This is a genomic window from Bradyrhizobium sp. ISRA464, assembly GCF_029910095.1.
GTDB lineage: Bacteria > Pseudomonadota > Alphaproteobacteria > Rhizobiales > Xanthobacteraceae > Bradyrhizobium.
Genome location: NZ_CP094526.1, coordinates 4,420,260 through 4,438,982 on the forward strand (window position 1 = coordinate 4,420,260; position 18,723 = coordinate 4,438,982).

17 protein-coding genes and 1 pseudogene are annotated in these 18,723 nt (G+C 64.1%); 9 read left to right on the plus strand and 9 right to left on the minus strand.

All coding sequences use genetic code 11. From position 1 onward, the window contains the following. Positions 1 to 8: 8 nt before the first annotated feature. Positions 9 to 1,229: an LL-diaminopimelate aminotransferase gene (locus MTX19_RS20835; RefSeq protein ID WP_280979087.1), complete on the minus strand. Its 1,221-nt coding sequence runs from the start codon at positions 1,227 to 1,229 to the stop codon at positions 9 to 11. Positions 1,230 to 1,443: 214 nt separating this feature from the next. Beyond that, positions 1,444 to 1,770 (minus strand): hypothetical protein, encoded by a 327-nt coding sequence (locus tag MTX19_RS20840; protein WP_280979088.1) that lies wholly within the window; start codon positions 1,768 to 1,770, stop codon positions 1,444 to 1,446. A gap of 292 nt (positions 1,771 to 2,062) precedes the next feature. On the opposite strand from MTX19_RS20840, the gene phaC reads away from it, so the two are divergent. The 3 genes from phaC to MTX19_RS20855 all read left to right on the plus strand — a co-directional run bounded on the left by phaC (position 2,063) and on the right by MTX19_RS20855 (position 4,659). Continuing rightward, complete coding sequence (gene phaC, locus MTX19_RS20845) at positions 2,063 to 3,871, plus strand: class I poly(R)-hydroxyalkanoic acid synthase (protein ID WP_280979089.1); 1,809 nt, start codon at positions 2,063 to 2,065, stop codon at positions 3,869 to 3,871. Positions 3,872 to 3,944: 73 nt separating this feature from the next. Further along, positions 3,945 to 4,343 (plus strand): MAPEG family protein, encoded by a 399-nt coding sequence (locus MTX19_RS20850; protein ID WP_280984846.1) that lies wholly within the window; start codon positions 3,945 to 3,947, stop codon positions 4,341 to 4,343. Between the two features lie 79 nt (positions 4,344 to 4,422). After that, entirely contained in the window at positions 4,423 to 4,659 is a 237-nt protein-coding gene (locus tag MTX19_RS20855) for a hypothetical protein (RefSeq protein ID WP_280985444.1), read from the plus strand. 348 nt (positions 4,660 to 5,007) lie between these two features. Here the strand turns inward: MTX19_RS20855 and MTX19_RS20860 are convergent, their stop codons facing one another. The 5 genes from MTX19_RS20860 to MTX19_RS20880 all read right to left on the minus strand — a co-directional run bounded on the left by MTX19_RS20860 (position 5,008) and on the right by MTX19_RS20880 (position 9,009). Then, positions 5,008 to 5,331, minus strand: coding sequence for a YMGG-like glycine zipper-containing protein (locus tag MTX19_RS20860; protein ID WP_280979091.1), 324 nt, complete (start codon positions 5,329 to 5,331; stop codon positions 5,008 to 5,010). Positions 5,332 to 5,518: 187 nt separating this feature from the next. Continuing rightward, positions 5,519 to 6,496, minus strand: coding sequence for an N-acetyl-gamma-glutamyl-phosphate reductase (argC, locus tag MTX19_RS20865; RefSeq protein ID WP_280979092.1), 978 nt, complete (start codon positions 6,494 to 6,496; stop codon positions 5,519 to 5,521). Continuing rightward, positions 6,493 to 7,158: an FMN-binding negative transcriptional regulator gene (locus tag MTX19_RS20870; RefSeq protein WP_280979093.1), complete on the minus strand. Its 666-nt coding sequence runs from the start codon at positions 7,156 to 7,158 to the stop codon at positions 6,493 to 6,495. Before MTX19_RS20870 ends, argC begins: the two co-directional genes overlap by 4 nt. Positions 7,159 to 7,378: 220 nt before the next feature. Further along, positions 7,379 to 8,368 carry an MBL fold metallo-hydrolase gene (locus MTX19_RS20875; protein WP_280979094.1) on the minus strand — a complete coding sequence of 330 codons (990 nt, stop codon included), beginning with the start codon at positions 8,366 to 8,368 and terminating at the stop codon, positions 7,379 to 7,381. Between the two features lie 110 nt (positions 8,369 to 8,478). Next, complete coding sequence (locus MTX19_RS20880) at positions 8,479 to 9,009, minus strand: DedA family protein (protein ID WP_280971771.1); 531 nt, start codon at positions 9,007 to 9,009, stop codon at positions 8,479 to 8,481. Positions 9,010 to 9,198: 189 nt separating this feature from the next. Here MTX19_RS20880 and MTX19_RS20885 point away from each other — a divergent pair, with 189 nt between their 5' ends. The 4 genes from MTX19_RS20885 (at position 9,199) to MTX19_RS20900 (ending at position 13,775) form a co-directional block, all read left to right on the plus strand. After that, positions 9,199 to 9,567: a hypothetical protein gene (locus MTX19_RS20885; protein ID WP_280979095.1), complete on the plus strand. Its 369-nt coding sequence runs from the start codon at positions 9,199 to 9,201 to the stop codon at positions 9,565 to 9,567. A 133-nt stretch (positions 9,568 to 9,700) separates the two neighbouring features. Further along, on the plus strand, positions 9,701 to 11,761 hold the full coding sequence (parE, locus tag MTX19_RS20890; RefSeq protein ID WP_280979096.1) for a DNA topoisomerase IV subunit B: 2,061 nt from the start codon (positions 9,701 to 9,703) through the stop codon (positions 11,759 to 11,761). Positions 11,762 to 11,999: 238 nt separating this feature from the next. Beyond that, entirely contained in the window at positions 12,000 to 12,791 is a 792-nt protein-coding gene (locus MTX19_RS20895; protein WP_280971774.1) for a porin family protein, read from the plus strand. A 213-nt stretch (positions 12,792 to 13,004) separates the two neighbouring features. After that, positions 13,005 to 13,775 carry a glucose 1-dehydrogenase gene (locus tag MTX19_RS20900; RefSeq protein ID WP_280979097.1) on the plus strand — a complete coding sequence of 257 codons (771 nt, stop codon included), beginning with the start codon at positions 13,005 to 13,007 and terminating at the stop codon, positions 13,773 to 13,775. Between the two features lie 58 nt (positions 13,776 to 13,833). On the opposite strand, the gene MTX19_RS20905 is transcribed toward MTX19_RS20900, so the two are convergent. Both MTX19_RS20905 and MTX19_RS20910 read right to left on the minus strand, forming a co-directional pair. Further along, entirely contained in the window at positions 13,834 to 15,084 is a 1,251-nt protein-coding gene (locus tag MTX19_RS20905) for an FAD-dependent oxidoreductase (protein WP_280979098.1), read from the minus strand. A 70-nt stretch (positions 15,085 to 15,154) separates the two neighbouring features. Then, positions 15,155 to 16,129, minus strand: a pseudogene (locus MTX19_RS20910) (caspase family protein); the annotation flags it as partial. Positions 16,130 to 16,236: 107 nt separating this feature from the next. Between MTX19_RS20910 and MTX19_RS20915 the strand changes: the two are divergent. Continuing rightward, entirely contained in the window at positions 16,237 to 16,878 is a 642-nt protein-coding gene (locus MTX19_RS20915) for an AraC family transcriptional regulator (protein WP_280979099.1), read from the plus strand. A gap of 253 nt (positions 16,879 to 17,131) precedes the next feature. Next, positions 17,132 to 18,553, plus strand: a complete 1,422-nt coding sequence (locus tag MTX19_RS20920; RefSeq protein WP_280979100.1) for a DEAD/DEAH box helicase — start codon at positions 17,132 to 17,134, stop codon at positions 18,551 to 18,553. The last annotated feature ends 170 nt before the right edge of the window (positions 18,554 to 18,723 follow it).

The following is an 18,723-nucleotide window of genomic DNA, read 5'->3' on the forward strand; positions in this document are numbered from 1 at the left end:
TGGGAAGATTAGCGTCGATTGGCGAGAGGAACCACGTTGTGCAACGTTTCGATGCCGCTTTCAAGGAAGCGGCGCACGCCACGCGCGGCCTGCCGGATCCGCTGCTCGTTCTCCACCATCGCGATGCGGACATAGCCTTCGCCATGCTCGCCGAAGGCGACGCCGGGCGACACCACGACGCCGGACTTCTCCACCATCAGGGTCGCGAACTGCATGCTGCCGACCGCCTCGAACGCCTTCGGCAACGGCGCCCAGGCGAACATCGAGGCTTGCGGCGGCGGAATGTCCCAGCCGGCGCGACCAAATGACTCAACCAGCGCGTCGCGGCGCTTGCGATAGGTATCGCGCATCTCGCGAATGCAGTCATCGGGCCCGTTGAGCGCGGCAGTCGCTGCCACCTGGATCGGCGTGAAGGCGCCATAGTCCAGATATGACTTCACGCGCGCGAGCGCGGCGATGATGCGCTCGTTGCCGACCGCAAAGCCCATGCGCCAGCCGGCCATCGAGAACGTCTTCGACATCGAGGTGAATTCGACGGTGACGTCGATTGCGCCCGGCACCTGCAGCACCGACGGGGGCGGCTTGTTCTCGTCGAAATAGACCTCTGCGTAGGCGAGATCGGACAGGATGAAGATGTCGTGCTTCTTCGCGAAGGCGACAAGGTCCTTGTAGAAGTCGAGATCAGCGACATAGGCGGTCGGATTCGACGGATAGCAAACGATCAGCGCGATCGGCTTCGGGATCGAATGGACGATCGCCCGCTCGACGGCTTCGAAGAATTGCGGGGTCGGCTCCGAAGGTACCGAGCGGATCACGCCCCCTGCCATCAGGAAGCCGAAGGCATGGATCGGGTAGCTCGGATTGGGACACAGCACGACGTCCCCCGGCGCCGTGATCGCCTGTGCCACGTTGGCGAAGCCCTCCTTCGAGCCGAGGGTCGCGACCACCTGCGTATCCGGATTGAGCTTCACGCCGAAGCGGCGCGCGTAATAGGCAGCCTGGGCCTTGCGCAGGCCGTTGATGCCGCGCGAGGCCGAATAGCGGTCGGTCCGCGGCTTGCCGAGGGTTTCCTTGAGCTTTTCGATCACATGCGGCGGGGTCGGCAGGTCCGGGTTCCCCATACCCATGTCGATGATATCGGCCCCGGCATTGCGCGCGGCCGCCTTGGCCTGGTTGACCTTTTCAAAGACGTAAGGCGGCAGACGGCGAATGCGATAAAATTCTTCCATGGGACCCTTGCTCCGACAACCGGCACACCAGAATCGACGACCTTTGGCCAGCTCTCGAAGCCGGACTCGGCTTCATCCAGAAATCGCACAGAATCAATAACTTATGGCGAATTCAGGCGCATGGGCTGGGACAAGCGGCCGGATATGCGGTTGAATTGAAGCTCTTTTAGCACGGACACCCAGCCGCGCCAGCGCAGATCGGCCCCTTCACGCACTACTTCCCGGCCGCGATGTTCGCCGCAGCCACGTCGCTCGCAGCGGCGGCATTCTGGGCCGCAGCGGTCGCCTGGCGGTCCCGCGCAGCCTTTAGCTCCGCCTCAAGCTTGGCCTGGTCGGCCGGCTTCATTGTCTCCTCGTTGCGATCCGGCGGGAGATCATGGACAGGAAGGTAGCCGCTGGCGTCCTTTGGCCGCGCCGGCGCGTCGGCCGGCACCCCGATCCCGGGCAGATCCGCAACCGTGCTCGAACAGCCCCCCAGCGCCGCCATCGACGCGAGCAGCACTGCGGCCCTGAGCCCCCTCATCATCCGATCGATCGGCATGCGCCGAAAAGTCCCCAACAAGCTGGCGCGCAGGTCGCACGTTCGCCGACACGGGTCGCACTGGTACGAGCCTTGCAGCATCCCCGCTGCGTTAATTTTGGCTTCAGCCGTTCAAACCATTGTCGCCCGAAACGATTAAGGCGTGAACAGCAAAGGCGACCTGTGAGGCTTCAATATGTCAGAAGAAAGATTTTTTGTCGCAGCGCAACAGCGCGAAACATTGGATTTTGCCTGATTGCCGTTACCGCACCGCGCGATGACGCCCACGAAACGAAGCGATAATGTCCTTGAGATGAGCAACGTCAGTACCGAAACCCAAGCCGCCCCCAAATTCAACGCCGAAGCCTTCGCCATGAATATCGCGCGGGCGATGGAAAGCAGCGGTCAGGCACTTGCCGCCTATCTCAAGCCGCGCCAGACCGGCGAAGTCCGCGACAAGACCCCCAATGAACTCGGCGAGGTCATCAAGACCTTCAGCGTGATCGCCGAATACTGGCTGTCCGACAAGGAGCGCGCCTCCGACCTGCAGATCAAGCTCGGGAAGGACTACCTCGATCTCTGGGGCGCAGCGGCGCGCCGCATGGCCGGCGAGGCAGACGCCAAGCCGGCGATCGAGCCGTCCCCTCGCGACAAGCGCTTCCAGGATCCCGAATGGAAGTCGAACCAATTCTTCGACTTCATCCTTCAGCTTTATCTGCTGACGTCGAAATGGGCGCGGGAGCTGGTCCGCAACGCCGAGGGAATCGATCCGCATACCCGCCAGAAGGCCGAGTTCTACGTCCAGCAGATCACCAATGCGCTCGCGCCGTCGAATTTCGTCCTGACCAATCCTGAAGTGCTGCGCGCCACCGTCGAATCCAACGGCGACAACCTTGCGCGCGGCATGAAGATGCTGGCGGAAGATATCGAAACCGGCCACGGCACGCTCCGAATTCGCCAGTCCGATCCGACCAATCTCGAGGTCGGCGTCAATATGGCGACGACGCCGGGCAAGGTGATCTACCAGAACGAGCTGATGCAGCTGATCCAGTATTCGCCGACAACGGAGAACGTGCTGCGCACGCCGCTGCTGATCGTTCCGCCCTGGATCAACAAGTTCTACATCCTCGATCTGCGCCCGGAAAAATCCTACATCAAATGGTGCGTCGATCAGGGCATCACGGTGTTCGTGATCTCCTGGGTCAATCCGGACAAGGAGCTCGGCAAGAAGACCTGGGCCGACTACATGACTGAAGGCCCGCTCACGGCGATGGACGTGATCGAAAAAGTCACCGGCGAGATGAAGGTTCACACCGCCGGGTATTGCGTCGGCGGCACCCTGCTGGCCTCCACACTCGCCTATCTCGCCGAGAAGCGCCGCCAGCGCGTGACTTCGGCAACGTTCTTTGCGGCGCAGGTCGATTTCACCCATGCCGGCGACCTGCTCGTGTTTGTCGACGAGGACCAGATCTCGGCGCTGGAACGCGACATGCAGGAATCCGGCGTGCTCGAAGGCAGCAAGATGGCGATGGCCTTCAACATGCTGCGCTCGAACGACCTGATCTGGTCCTATGTCGTGAACAACTATCTCAAGGGACAGCCGCCCTCCTCGTTCGACTTGCTGCACTGGAATTCCGACGCGACCCGGATGCCGGCGTCGAACCACTCCTACTACCTGCGCAACTGCTACCTCGAGAACCGGCTGTCGACCGGCACGATGGTGCTCGACAACACGCTGCTCGATCTGTCGAAGGTGAAGGTTCCAGTCTACAACCTCGCCACGCGTGAGGATCACATCGCGCCGGCGGAATCGGTGCTGTACGGCTCGCAGTTCTTCGGCGGCCCGGTGAAGTATGTCCTTTCCGGCTCGGGCCATATCGCCGGCGTGGTCAATCCGCCGACAGCGAAGAAGTACCAATACTGGACCAACGACAAGATCAAGGACGTCAAACTCTCCGACTGGCTGAAGAACGCCCAGGAGCACAAGGGCTCGTGGTGGCCCGACTGGCGCGAATGGCTGGAGAATCTCGATTCCGAGAAGGTGCCGGCACGCGCGGTGGGCTCGCCGGAGATGCCGCCGCTCGAGGACGCTCCGGGGAGTTACGTCCGCGTCCGCGCGTAGCGCCGGGCCTGCCTCTCAGCTATAAGCAGATTGTCCCGGCGCTCGGGAATCGAACTCAGTTGAGGGGGAGATGATGACTCGTGAACTGTTCTGGCTGGCGCTGACGGTGATCCTGACCGGACTGCTCTGGATTCCCTACATCATCAACCGCTGCCAGGTCCGTGGCCTCTCCGGCGCGATGGCCAATCCCTCGCGCACCGACAAGCCGCATGCGGAATGGGCGACCCGGCTCATGTTCGCTCACGATAACGCGGTCGAGAACCTCGTGATCTTCGCGCCGTTGGTGCTGATCCTCAACGCGGCCGATTATTCGTCCAAATGGACCGTGCTCGCCTGCGCTGTGTATTTCTGGGCTCGCGTCGCGCACCTGATCGTCTACACGCTTGGCCTGCCCGTGTTCCGCACGCTGGCATTTACGGTCGGCTTCCTCGCCCAGGCCGTGCTCGCGCTCGCGATCTTCAGGATCGTCTGAGCGGCATCATCGCGCCGGTCGCGGCACATGCCGCACCGGCAGCAGCTAGCCCGCATGCTTGCGCACGACGATGTGCAGCATGGTCTCCGGTGCATCATCGAAGCTCTTGTTGCTGCATCTCATGTTGTCCAAGCAGCAGTTCGATCGCTGCTGCGAATTCGTCGGCAAGGGCTGGGCGGCGGGCGATTACATGAATCTGTTGTCACGCAACGAGCTGGAATCCGTGCTGCAGACGGCGGGCGTCACCAATTATCGGATCAGATCGATGCGCCTGTTCGGCCTCCCCCTCACTTACACAGCGACTTGGATGAATTGAGCGCGGCGGGGCGCTGGAGGCGCAAGCCCACGATGTCGCGATCATCGCCGCCGTCCGCTTGGTGATGATGCGGTGATTGGCGGTCGCCTGGATGTCACCGAGCTGATGGCCGGGCGGCAAACCCGATGAAGCCGGCCTCGGCCAGACGCTGCTGATGGCGGCCTGCGCTCGTTTCTCGCGCAGGAACTCTTCGCCGCCATCATCATGCTCGACCCGGTCGGCTTTTTCGCAAGCGCTCTACTTGCGCGGCGGAAAAACGGCTGTTGCGCTGGCAAAGGCCGTAAGAACCGCAGCGCCGCCCAGGCGTCCTCTGCCGAGGCTGCCCAAGTGGGTACGGCCCTCGTCGTGTCAGTATCGCCCGCTGTAGTAGCGCTCGTCGCACTCGGCGACATAAATTCTGCCATAGGGATCGCGGTACCTGCACATTTGCGGCCCACCCGGATTCGGCGGATTCGTCGAGTCGGCCACGGCCGCCCCAAGCAGCGCGCCGGCACCAGCGCCGATAAGGGTGCTTCCGGCGTTTCTACCAATAGCCTGGCCGATCAGCGCGCCGCTGGCGGCGCCCAAGGCCGCACCTGTGGCGGTGCGCTGTTGCTGCGCTGTTTGTGCACAGCCGGCCAGACAGGTGCTAAGAGCCACGATGCCAATGGCAGCGGTTTTCAGAATGTTCATGAAGAGGGGTTCCTGCAATTCGGCGGGAGTGAGCAGAGTCAATTTTGCTCACGCAAAGTTGAGTGCAGTCTAAATTTGGCGGATTTTCGCCCGCAAGCGAATTTGCGGGCGAGCATGTTCTTGGACTGGCGGATTTCTAACCGGCATTGTTGTCGGTTTGGGTCCTCGTCCACGATGAGGCCTGCCGTCAGCTGTCGGCCAGCCCCAGCATGAGCCGCATGTTCTGCACGGCTGCGCCCGAGGCACCCTTGCCCAGATTATCTAGCCGCGCGACCATCACGGCCTGGCGGTGCTTGTCGCTGGCGAAGACGTAGAGCTCGAGCTTGTTGGTCTCGTTCAGCGCCTCCGGCTCGAGCCGGCCGCTCTTCGCGGCTTCATTCTGCAGCGGCATCACAGAGACGTAGCGGCTTCCCGCGTAGCGCTTCGCCAGCGCAGCCTGCAAGTCGGCGCCGGTCGGCTTGCCCGGCAACACGTCGAGCTGCAACGGCACCGAGACCAGCATGCCCTGCCGGTAGTTGCCGACCGACGGGATGAAGATCGGCCGCCGCGTCAGCCGCGAGTAGAGCTGCATCTCCGGCACGTGCTTGTGCTCGAAGCCAAGCCCGTAGAGTTCGAATGCCGGCGCGGTGCCGTCCTCGTAGCTCGCGATCATCGACTTGCCGCCGCCCGAATAGCCACTCACGGCGTTGACCGTGACCGGATAATCCTGTGGCAGCAGGCCGGCATCGACCACCGGCCGCAGCAGCGCGATCGCGCCGGTCGGATAGCAGCCCGGGTTCGAGACCTTCTGCGCGGTCCGGATCTTGTCGGCCTGGTCGGGCGCCAGTTCCGGGAAGCCGTAAGCCCAGTCGGGCGCGACCCGATAGGCCGTCGAGGCGTCGAGCACCTTCGGAGCAGCGTTCCCCATCGTGTCGATCAACGCGACGGTCTCCTTCGCGGCATCGTCCGGGAGGCACAGGATCACGAGATCCACCTCCTCCATCAGCGCGCGCTTCGCCGCAGGATCCTTGCGCTTGTCCTCGGCGATATTCTTCACGGCCACGTCGCCCTGCTCGCGCAGCCGTTCCTGAATGCCGAGGCCGGTCGTGCCGGACGCGCCATCGACGAACACAGTGGGCTTGGTCGCCCCGCTGACGGTCGGCTTATCGGTGTCGGTGAGGCTCATGGCACGCTCCTTTCGAGCTCGTTCGTTTCGTTTGCAAAGACATCAGGCCGCGCCTGCCGCATCAGCTGCGCGATCTCCTTCGCGTCGGCGTCCACTTGCACAGCAAGCGCGCCCGCGACCGCTGCAAAGTCGGTCTCGGATTTGTGCTGGTTCAGCTTGAAGCTGCCCTCCACCTCTTCCACCGTCATCTCAAGACCCACGATCACCTTCTTCATGGCATCCAGCCGCGCGGCTGTCATCTTGCCCGACGTCCACGGCTTCTTGGGCAACAGCCGGTTCTCGAACTTGGCGCTCAACGTATCGATGTGAACGGCGAGTTCGTGACCCGACAATGCCCGCACCGGTCCGGTCAGATGGACGGTCTGATAGAGCCAGGTCGGCACCTGGTCCGGAGACACGTACCAGTCGGCCGATACATAGGCGTCAGCGCCGTTGATGGCCAGCAGCCAGGACGTGCTGGCTGCCAGCTTTACCAACGGATTGTGACGGCCGACATGAAACAGCGCCCGCGGCGTGCCATCATCCGCGTAGGTCAGATAGAACGGCAGCGCGGAGGCGATCGGCTTTGCGCCGTCCCACGCGCAGGCGATGCCGAAACCGCGCGCTCCCGCGAAGGCGAGGCTTGCGGCGCGGTCGGGCTTGAATACCGGTGGCGTATACATGGTCGTAACTCCTGCGTGACGTAGGAGCCGCCAGATCGAACCGCGTGTCTTTTTCGAGGAGAGCGCCGCGGGAGGGATCCAGCGGCAGAGGCGATGATCTTAAACGCGAACGATCGCCTGTACCGCGGAGATACGGCGGCGGCGAGCGATGATGATGGTCGCGGCGTTGATCATGGGCGGCGCTATAGGGCCGCGCCCATATCGCGTCAAGGAAAACCGGTCAGATCACGGGATTCCACGGCGCCGGGATCACCCGGTAGCCGTTGCCGTCCTTCTCGACATGGCCGAGGCCCGGGAACGGATAATGAAAGCCCTGCACCTGGAGCCGCTCCGCCACGACCATGTCGTAGATGCGGCGCCGGGTCTTCTCGGCCAGGTCGCCATCCTGGTCGAAAAAGGCGTGCCAGCCGGGATGGGTCGCGAACGGATTCGGGTTGTTGGTCACGTCAGATTGGATGAAGACCTTGCCCGAGCCGGACGCCAGGACATAGGAGGTGTGGCCCGGCGTGTGCCCGATTGTCTCGACCGAGGTCAGGCCCGGCGCGATCTCCTTGCCCCATTCATACGGCGTGACCTCCCTCTTGAGACCGGCCTCGAAGATGTTGCGGTTGTTCTTGAACAGGCCCTGCATGCGGCCGGCCGGCGCGCGGCTCATCTCGCCGTCGTCCATCCAGAATTTCCATTCGGCCGCGGGCACCAGCACCTCGGCGTTCGGGAACACCGGCGTGCCTTCGGCCGTCAGCAGGCCATTCACGTGGTCGCCGTGGAAGTGCGAGATCACGACCATGTCGACATTCTTGGGGTCGAAGCCGGCCGCGACGAAATTGTCGGCGAACAGGCCGTTGGTCCCCTTGCTGCCGGCCTTCGCCAGCGCGCCGTTTCCGGTGTCGATCACGACAAGCTTGCCGCCGGTGTTGATCACCAGTGGCGCGAAATAGATCGTCATCATGTCGCGTGGCATGTACGCCCTGTCCAGCGCCGCGTTCACATCATCCCGCTTGGCGTTGGGAATGAACGAATCCTCCAGCTTGAAGACGTTCTTGCCGTCCGACACCACCGTGACAAGGATGTCCCCAACCTTGTAGCGATAGAAGCTCGGCGCCTGCCTGTCGGCGATCGGCGCCGCAGCGATGGCCGAGACCTCGGGCAACAGCGGCGCGGCTGCAATCCCAGCGGCGCCGGCGAGAGCGTGACGTCGTGTCAGTTCCATGTGGTACCTCCAGTAAGACCGTGACCCGCGGCCGGCAGTTCCTCCCCGCTTGTGCGGCGGGCCGGTGCTTTCCGCGCTAACCCCTGTCTCGCCGTCATATTCCGCAGGCCTCACACGGCCCGCCATATCCATTCGATGGCCTGCGCGATCACGTCGCCGAACAGCAGCAGTGCCGCGGACCAGACCAGCGCAGAAACGAAATTGGCGATCTGAAACGGCCAGTACGACATCTCGAAAATGCCGGCGGCGAGCGGCACCGAGGCCCGCAGCGGACCGAAGAAGCGCCCGATGAAGATGCTGGGCACGCCCCACCTGCTGACGAACGCCTCGCCGCGCGGCAGGATCTCCGGATAGCGCGACAGCGGCCACATCTTCGCGACGTGCTCCTTGTAGCGGTAGCCGAACCAGTAGGAGACCCAATCCCCGAGCGCAGCGCCGACGCCGCCGGCGATCCATACCGGCCAGAAATGGATTCCGCTGGCGCCGATCAACGCGCCGATCGCAACGAGCGCCCCCCAGGCAGGGACAAGCAGCGAGATGAAGGCAAGCGACTCGGCGAACGCCAGCAGCAGGACGATCGGAGCGGCCCAGGCCTGGTGATGGCGCACGAACTCGGCCAGGGCGCGCGCAAAATCCTCCATCTGATCGAGTGCCTTCCTGCTCCGTTGTGGCCTTGAATGAACCTTTCTACCGGCTCCCAGCCTAAGAAGAGGTAAGCCAGCCCGTTGCGTGACATCAAGTCACAATGGCGGGGATCGAACGTGATTTCACACGGGCTGCTGCCGCCCGGGCAGGCTCGCATTTCCCTACAAGAACCAAGGATGGACGGGATGATCGGATCACTGATGATGTGCGTGAGCGTTGTTGTTCTCTCGTTCGGAATGCTCGCGGGCATCGCCATGGGCATCCAGCAGGACTTCACGTTGGCGCCGGCGCATGCGCATCTCAATCTCGTCGGCGGCGTGCTCCTGTTCTTGTTCGGCCTCTACTATCGTGTCTTTCCAGCGGCTGGCGCGACCCTGCTGGCGAAGCTCCAGGGCTGGCTGCATATCGTGGGTGCGATCCTCTTCCCGGCCGGCATTGCGCTGGTGGTCCTGAGAGGACACGCGTTCCTGGCGGCGCCCGTTGTGGGGTCGCTGCTGGTCACGCTCGCCATGGCCCTGTTCGCGGTCATTGTATTCCGGACCTCGCGGGCGTAATCGCGGATTCCTATCTAGGGGATGGCCAGGTCCGGCTCCGATCCGGCTTGGCCGTCCCCATAGGCAGCCCATCCGTGGCATAGTCAGAGCAACCGATTCGCCGCGCCAATACTCGCGCGCCATATGAAGATCCATGGCTAAGTCTCTAAAACAAAACGCTAAAAGCAAATCAGCCGACGACTTGTTCGAAGCCCCTGAACCGAAGGGGCGCGCGCCGTTGAAGGTCGCCGCCCGGTCCTCTGGGGGGGCTGAAGCCGGCTACACGGCGGCTGACATCGAGGTGCTGGAGGGTCTGGAGCCGGTCCGTCGGCGGCCTGGCATGTATATCGGCGGCACCGACGAGAAGGCGCTGCATCACCTGTTCGCCGAGGTGATCGACAACTCGATGGACGAGGCCTTGGCGGGCCACGCCACCTTCATCGAGGTGGAGCTGACCGCTGATGGCTTTCTGACGGTGACCGACAACGGCCGCGGCATTCCGGTCGACCCGCACCCGAAATTCCCGAAGAAGTCGGCGCTCGAAGTCATCATGTGCACGCTGCATTCGGGCGGCAAGTTCGACTCCAAGGTCTATGAGACTTCGGGCGGCCTGCACGGCGTCGGCGTCTCCGTCGTCAATGCCCTCTCCTCACGGCTCGAGGTCGAGGTCGCGCGCAGCCAGAAGCTCTATCGCATGACCTTCGAGCGCGGCCATCCCAAGGGCAAGCTCGAAGACCTCGGCAAGGTCAACAACCGCCGCGGCACCCGCATCCGCTTCAAGCCGGACACCGACATCTTCGGCGCCAAGGCGACCTTCAAGCCGCAGCGCCTGTTCAAGATGACGCGCTCGAAGGCCTACCTGTTCGGCGGCGTCGAAATTCGCTGGCACTGCGACCAGGAGCTGTTGAGGGGCATCGAGGACGTCCCGGCCGAGGCGAGCTTCCATTTCCCCGGCGGCCTGAAGGACTATCTCGCCGCGGCGATCCACGCCGACACGCTGGTGCATCAGGATATCTTCTCTGGCAAGTCCGGCCGCAGCGGCGCGCACGGCGCCTGTGAATGGGCGGTGGCCTGGACCGCGGACGCCGACGGCTTCCTGTCGTCCTACACCAACACCGTGCCGACCCCCGATGGCGGCACCCACGAAAGCGGTCTGCGCAGCGCGCTGCTGCGTGGTCTGAAGGACCACGCTGAGCGCGTCGGCCAAGGCAAGCGCGCGGCCTCCGTCACCTCGGAAGACGTGATGGTGGGCGCAGCCGTCATGCTCTCGGTGTTCGTGCGCGAGCCTGAATTCCAGGGCCAGACCAAGGATCGCCTCGCCACCGCCGAAGCACAGCGCATCGTCGAACAGGCGATGAAGGATCCGTTCGACCACTGGCTGTCGGCCAATCCGAACCAGGCCAACAGGCTGCTGGATTTCGTGATTGATCGCGCCGAGGAGCGGCTGCGCCGCCGCCAGGAGAAGGAGACCGCGCGCAAGACCGCGGGCAAGAAGCTCCGCCTCCCCGGCAAGCTCGCCGATTGCACCGACGCCGGGACCGAAGGCTCAGAGCTCTTTATCGTGGAAGGCGACTCGGCAGGCGGCAGCGCCAAGCAGGCGCGCGATCGCAAGACCCAGGCCGTGCTGCCGCTGCGCGGAAAGATTCTCAACGTCGCCTCCGCCGGCAAGGACAAGTTGATGGCCAACGCCCAGCTCTCCGACCTCGTGCAGGCGATCGGCTGCGGCACGCTCGCGCATTACCGCGAAGAGGATCTGCGCTATCAGCGCATCATTATCATGACCGACGCCGACGTCGACGGCGCGCATATCGCTTCGCTGCTGATCACCTTCTTCTACCGGCAGATGCCGCGGCTGATCGATGAGGGGCACCTCTATCTCGCCGTGCCACCACTCTACAAACTGACCCACGGCACCAAATCGGTCTACGCCCGCGATGACGCCCACAAAGATGCGTTGCTGAAGAGCCAATTCAACGCCAATGCGAAGGTCGACATCAGCCGCTTCAAAGGCCTCGGCGAGATGATGCCCACGCAGCTCAAGGAAACCACCATGGATCCGGCCAAGCGCACGCTGCTGCGGGTGGTGCTGCTGGCCGACGATCGCGAGGGCACCGCGGACTCGGTCGAGCGGCTGATGGGCACGAAAGCGGAAGCTCGCTTTGCCTTCATCTCCGACAAGGCCGAATTCGCGAGCGACGACATGCTCGACGTCTAAACCTCAACCTATTGATTTCGGATGTCTTTTTTGGCCGCTTCCCATGGGGAGCGGCCATTTGCCTTTTAAGGGCGGCGGAGGCCGCTTTGGGCCAAGAGCCTGTTCCGTTTTCGGCGGGTTGTGTCCCACCCGCAACAGCATTTCTGGCGCGACCACGTATAGTGCCATGAGTTACGGGAATCGGCGCCAGCGCCAGTCCCCAGCGACCCGACCGAACGCAAAAGCCGAGGATCTAATAATGAAGAAGTTTCTGCTCGCTCTGACCGCGGTTGCTGCGATGACGGCATCGGCGTCGGCGGCTGACCTTGCCGCCCGCCCCTACACCAAGGCTCCTGCCCCGCTCCCGGTGGCGCCGAGCTGGACCGGCTTCTACATTTTCGGCGGCGGCGGCGGCGGTCTCTGGGACGCTGACACCGGCATCCAGTCGACCACCACGGGTGCGAGCATCCTGGGCTTCAATCAGCGGCAGGGCGGCGACGGCTGGTTCGGCACGGTTGGCGCCGGTTACGACTGGCAGGTCAGCCCGAGCTGGGTCTTCGGTGTGTTCGCTGACGGCCAGTTCGGCAGCCTCAAGGGCACCATTCAGGATCAGGTCGGGTTCCTCGCCGGCAACATCAAGAACGACTACAACTGGGCTGCCGGCGTCCGCCTCGGCTACCTGATTGCGCCGAACGTCCTGTCGTACGTGAACGCCGGCTATTCCAACTCGCACTGGAAGGGCACGACGCTGTTCGACACGGCTAGCGCTCTGCCCGCCGGTCTGCACACCAACGGCTTCGATCGCAGCGGCTGGTTCGTCGGCGGCGGCGTCGAGAACAACCTGAACTTCTTCGGCATCACCGCGCCGGGCTGGTTCATGAAGACCGAATATCGCGCTGCCTACTACGACAGCAAGGCCATCTCCGAGCTGGCCGATGGCACCAACCTGTCAAACGGCCGCGACATCACCTTCAAGCCCTTCGTGCAGACCATCAGCACGTCGCTGGTCTACCGCTTCAACTGGAGCGGCCCGGTGGTCGCCAAGTACTGATCAAGTACTGATCCTGCGCAATCGCAGCTCAAAAGCCCCGGCATTGTCCGGGGCTTTTTTGTTGTCGCGCGCGCCCCGCAGCGCGCCGGAGACGATGGAACTTCGCAGGAACATCGTCCCTCGCGCAGGGCCGTCGGTCGGATCCCGATCTGGTCGAGCCCGCGATGATCGGGCACTCTGCGCATCGGTTCCAAAACAAGGCGGACAACAACAATGAAGAAAGAACTGTTCGATCTCTCCGGCAAGGTCGCTGTCGTCACCGGCGGCAATGGCGGCATCGGGCTCGGCATGGCGCGCGGCCTCGCCGACGCGGGTGCTGCGATTGCCGTCGTCGGCCGCAACGAGGAGAAGTCGCGAGCGGCCGTCGAGGATTTCAGCCAACGCGGCGTCAAGGCGATCGCGGTGGCAACCGACGTCACCGACAAGTCGGCGGTCGCTGCAATGGTCGAGCGTGTCGTCAAGGAGCTCGGCCGGATCGACATTCTCATCAACAACGCCGGCATGAGCATCCGCAAGCCGCCGCACGAGCTGGAGCTCGATGAGTGGAGCAAGGTCATCGACACCAACCTCACCAGCGCCTTCGTGTGCTCGAAGGCGGCCTATCCGGCGCTGAAGGCATCCGGCCGCGGCAAGGTCATCAATATCGGCTCGATGATGTCGATCTTCGGCGCGAGCTTCGCCCCGGCCTATGCCGCGAGCAAAGGCGGCATCGTGCAGTTTACCCGCGCCTGCGCCACGGCCTGGGCGCCGGACAACATCCAAGTCAATGCCATCCTCCCCGGCTGGATCGACACCGACCTGACGCGGGGCGCGCGCCAGCAAGTCGCCGGCCTTCACGACCGCGTGCTGGCGCGGACCCCGGCGGCACGCTGGGGCGCGATCGATGACTTCGCAGGCATCGCCGTGTTTCTGGCCTCACCAGCGTCAGACTTCGTCACCGGCACCGCCATCCCCGTCGACGGCGGCTATTCGATCATGGCCTAAGCCGCGGACATGAAAGCCCCGGCCAACGTCGGGGCTTTCGCGAACGCATGGCCAGTCCTCAGCTCTGCGCCGGCGAATGCACGTGCTCGGGCCGCACGCCCACGCCGACAAGGCGCGCGAGCAGCCCCTGCAGCCATGGCACCGCCGTGACCACCCGCACGGCGAGCGGTACTTCCAGCGGCTGACCGCCCGATTTCAGCGCCACGGTGATGATGTTGCTTTGCGCGATCACCTGCATGCGCTGCGTCACGCGCACGGGAAATTCGCGCCGCCGCCTGACGGCATCGAGTTCGTCCTCCGACGGACAGCCGCGCGCGAGCTTCGCCGCCAGGATATTGGCGGTCGCGACCGCGTCCTGCACCGCGAGGTTGACGCCGACGCCGCCGACCGGCGACATCGCGTGCGCGGCATCGCCGATGCACAGCAGGCCGGGACGGGCCCAGCGGCTCAGTCGGTTGATCGCCACCGTGAGCAGCTTGACGTCGTCGAAACTCTTCACCTCGGCGATGCCTGATTTAAGGACCGGTGCGATCCGTACGACATCGTCGAGCAGCGCCGGCAAGCCCCTCGCCTTCACGGCGTCATACTGTCCCTTGGCGATCACATAGGCGCATTGCCAATAGCCGCCACGATCGAACGTCACCAGCATCCTGCCGGGCTCGACGCGCGCGAACAGATTCTCCGTTTCGTCCGGCCGCCGCCCGACGCGAAACCACAGCACGTCCATCGGCGCGCCGATCTCCTCGACCGCGAGTCCGGCACACGCGCGCACCGTGGAATGGCGACCATCACAGGCGATCGTGAGATCCGCCTCGATGTCGATCGTCCCGTCCGGCGTCTTTGCGCGAACGCCCGCGACGGTGTCGCCGCGCCGGATCAGATCGGTCGCCTCCGTGCTCATCAACACATTCAGCGACGCGAAGCGCTTGCCGCTGTCGCGCAGGAAATTCAGGAAGTCCCACTGCGGCATGAACGCGATGAAGGGATATTTGATGTTGACGCGACTGAGGTCGGCAATACGCACCGGCGTGCCGCCGAACATGCCCTCGAGCTTCTGCAATTGCTGGTGCGGAAGTTTCAGGAAGCCGTCGATCAGCCCGAGTTCGTCCATCACCTGCAAGGTCGAGGGATGCACGGTGTCGCCGCGGAAGTCGCGGAAGAAGTCGGCGTGCTTCTCCAGCACCACGACCTCGATCCCGGCGCGTCCGAGCAGGTAGCCGAGCATCATGCCGGCGGGGCCGCCCCCGACCACGCAACAGCGCACTTTCATCGAGCGCGCTTTCGGCTGCTCCCGATTGCCTGCATCCATGCCGCCATCCTCATTGCTCACAGACCCTAGATCCGGATTGTAACGCCAATCGGACGGAAAGGATGCAAAGCTACCGCCGGAACGTCTTGATCTCCGACACGCTGCCGTCGCGATAGGTCAGCTCGACCGACACCAACTTGGTCTGCGGTGCGAGCTTCAGATAGGGCTGCGCGTTGGAGGGAATGGCCCCGGGATCGCGCGAATCGCAGGCCGGCATCTTCAGCACCTTGTCGAGCACCGCGGTATCGATGCCGATGCGCACCTCACGGATCGCGCAACGATACGACATCAGGTGCGTGTAGTAGACCAGCAGGCCGTTGAACTCGCGGAACGACATCCAACTCGTCGCGGTCATGTCGAGGATCTTGCGCTGGTCCCGGATCAGCGCGGCTTCGGGATCGAACTTGATCGGGAACGGCCCCTGCATCTCGCCCTGCGTATCGACATAGCGGAGCTCGATGGTGCCGGCCGGCGCATCGGGCGGCAGTTCGATCGGGTTGGGCATCCGCTTGCGGGTGCGCGGGTCGAGCGTATCCATGAAGCCGGTCTCGCGGAAATCGCCGCTTTCGCCTATCCGCCACGAAATGCCGAGCGCCGCGTCGGCGATCGAGAACACCACGGTCCAGCCGCCATTGTGCCGCGAGAAGCTCGCGATCGGCGCATTGACGGTCTCCTCCTTCGGCACTCTCGGCACCGACACCGGCGGCAGCGCCGCCACCTGCTGCGGCGGCGTTGCTTGCTTGACCGCATCACCCGCCCCCTTCGGCGCTCCGTTGAGGAAGACGTCGTCGACCATCTGATCGAAATACACCGGGATCTGCTTGTGCCTCACCGTCTCGGCCATCTCGCTCACCAGACGCCGCGCGCGCTGCGCGACCTGCACCAGGTTTTCGCCGGGCTGCAGCAGCTCGCTGGCAAAGGTCCGGGTGAACACCGAGTTGGGATTGGTGTCGTCATTCGAGAGTCGATCGAGCGCGGTTTGCCGCGGTCCCGCCGAAAACACCGAGAACACGCCCTCGGGCAGTTGCGTCATCGGCGCGAGCCCGCACCGCGCCGCTCGGCGAGGACGGATTCCATCTGCGTATCCTCAAGGTCCCGGTTGCGGATATTCGCCGGCCGCGCACCGGCCTCGAGACGCTCGTCCCCCAACCGGTGCAGCCGCGGACGACGCTCCTGCCGCTGCTGGAATCCTGCTTCCGAGACCTCGTCGAAAGCAGCGATGCCGCACCTCCCGCCAACTCCACAGCACTGGTGGAGGCGCTGGCCCATTTCGCGCTGATGGAGCGCGGCGTCCTGCGCCCGGGCAGCCGGCTCGCGCAACAGGCGCTTCGAACCGGCCGCCTGTCGCTGGCCCGCCGCCTGATCGAGCAGAATCTGTCGCGGGCAGCGCTGTCGCCGACGCTGATTGCCGACATGCTCGGCATTTCGGTGCGGCACATGCACGTCCTGTTCGAAGCGACCGCGATGAGCTTCTCCCAGACCGTCGCTACGCTGCGGATCGATCGGAGCCGCCGTCTGCTGCGAGAGACGCCCGGGCGGCCGATCGCAGAGATTGCCTTTGCCAGCGGCTTCGAGAGCCTTGCGACGTTCTATCGGGCCTTCAACGCGGTCGAGGGCATGTCGCCGGGCGATTTATCGGGCGATCCCGCGCGCCGAGCCCAACACGGCCTTGCCCGTCGATCGATGAGCGCCGCGATCCTGCGGAACGCCCCGGCGAGTTCAGGAGCCGCCACGCGCCAGGTGCCGCTGCAGCCCCGCCCTTGCGACTCCGCCAGTCATTTGACCGGAAAATGACGGATAGGACGCTTATTTGTGCGAAAACATTAAGCTTTTTCGGCCATGGGGCAGGTTCCAAGATTGACTTTGCCGGTTTGGACCCTATGTTCCAGCTTAACGCGGCCCTCGGATCGAAGCGCGATTCGTCAGGTTTGCCGCCCGTCAGCGTCACACAGAGCCCCCGAGCTTTTTTGAGAAGCGAGCCGTTTCGGGGCCGAACGCGACAGCCTTTTACCTTCGATTCCGAACGGCGGTATCGACCAGAGGCTCAATGTCCTTTTCCAATCTAGGCCTGTCCAACAAGGTCCAAACCGCAGTTGCGGCCGCAGGTTACACCACCCCCACCCCCATCCAGGAACAGGCGATCCCCCACGTTCTCGCCCGCCGCGACGTCCTCGGCATCGCCCAGACCGGCACCGGCAAGACCGCCGCCTTCGTTCTCCCGATGCTCACGATTCTCGAAAAGGGCCGCGCCCGGGCGCGAATGCCGCGCACCCTGATCCTCGAGCCGACCCGCGAGCTCGCCGCCCAGGTGAAGGAGAATTTCGACAAATATGGCGCCGGCCAAAAGCTCAACGTGGCGCTCCTGATCGGCGGCGTCTCGTTCGGCGACCAGGACTCCAAGTTGATGCGCGGCGTCGACGTCCTGATCGCAACGCCCGGCCGCCTGCTCGACCACACGGAACGCGGCGGCCTGCTGCTCACCGGCGTCGAGCTGCTGGTGATCGACGAGGCCGACCGGATGCTCGACATGGGCTTCATCCCCGACATCGAACGCATCTGCAAGCTCGTCCCCTTCACGCGGCAGACCCTGTTCTTCACCGCGACCATGCCGCCGGAGATCAGCCGCGTCACCGAGGCCTTCCTGCACAATCCGGCCAAAGTGGAAGTTTCCAGGCCCGCGACGACAGCGGTGACAGTGAGCCAGTCGCAGGTGCCCGCGGGCCGTGAGCCCCACGAGAAACGCGAAATCCTCCGCCGTCTGCTGCGCGAGGCCAAGGATCTCAACAACGCGATTATCTTCTGCAATCGCAAGCGCGAGGTCGCCATTCTTCACAAGTCGCTTCAGAAGCACGGCTTCAGCGTCGGTGCCCTGCACGGCGACATGGACCAGACCGCTCGAATGGCCGCGCTCGATCAATTCCGCAAGGGCGAACTGCCTCTGCTCGTGGCTTCCGATGTCGCCGCCCGCGGCCTCGATATTCCGGCCGTCAGCCACGTCTTCAACTTCGACGTGCCGCATCATCCCGATGACTATGTCCACCGCATCGGCCGCACCGGTCGCGCCGGACGGACCGGCACCGCAATCTCCATCGTCACCCCGCTCGACAGCAAGTCGATCGCCGCGATCGAAAAGCTGATCGGCCAGCAAATCCCGCGCGCCGAGGGTGACTATACCGTTCACAGCGAGGCGTCCGACGAGGCTGAAGCGCCGCGCCGGTCGCGCAGCCGCGATGGTTCACGCGACGGCGCCCGCAGTGGTCGCAAGCCGCGCCGCGAGCGCGAACCCCGCCATGAACGCGAGCCGCGTCAGGGCGGCCGCAACGGCGCCCAGCCGCAAGCGGCAGCGCAACACGTCCCCTCGATTGGTCGCAGCGAGCCGCGACGACCGCAGCGCGAGGCCGATCACGAGCCCGCCGACCATTCACATCTGCCAGCCTTCCTGCTGCGCCCGGTGCGTGCGCGGGTCTAGGGCTCAAACTTTGGTCTGATTGGTTTCCAAGCGAGGCGCGCTCTCGAACGGCCTGCCTCGCCGACAGCGTGCTTGCGTTTGAAACAAATCAGCGCAGATTCCATGCCCGGTTTCCCGTAATTCTACTGTTTACCTCGCCTTCACTCTCATCCCGTACCGTCGGCTCGATA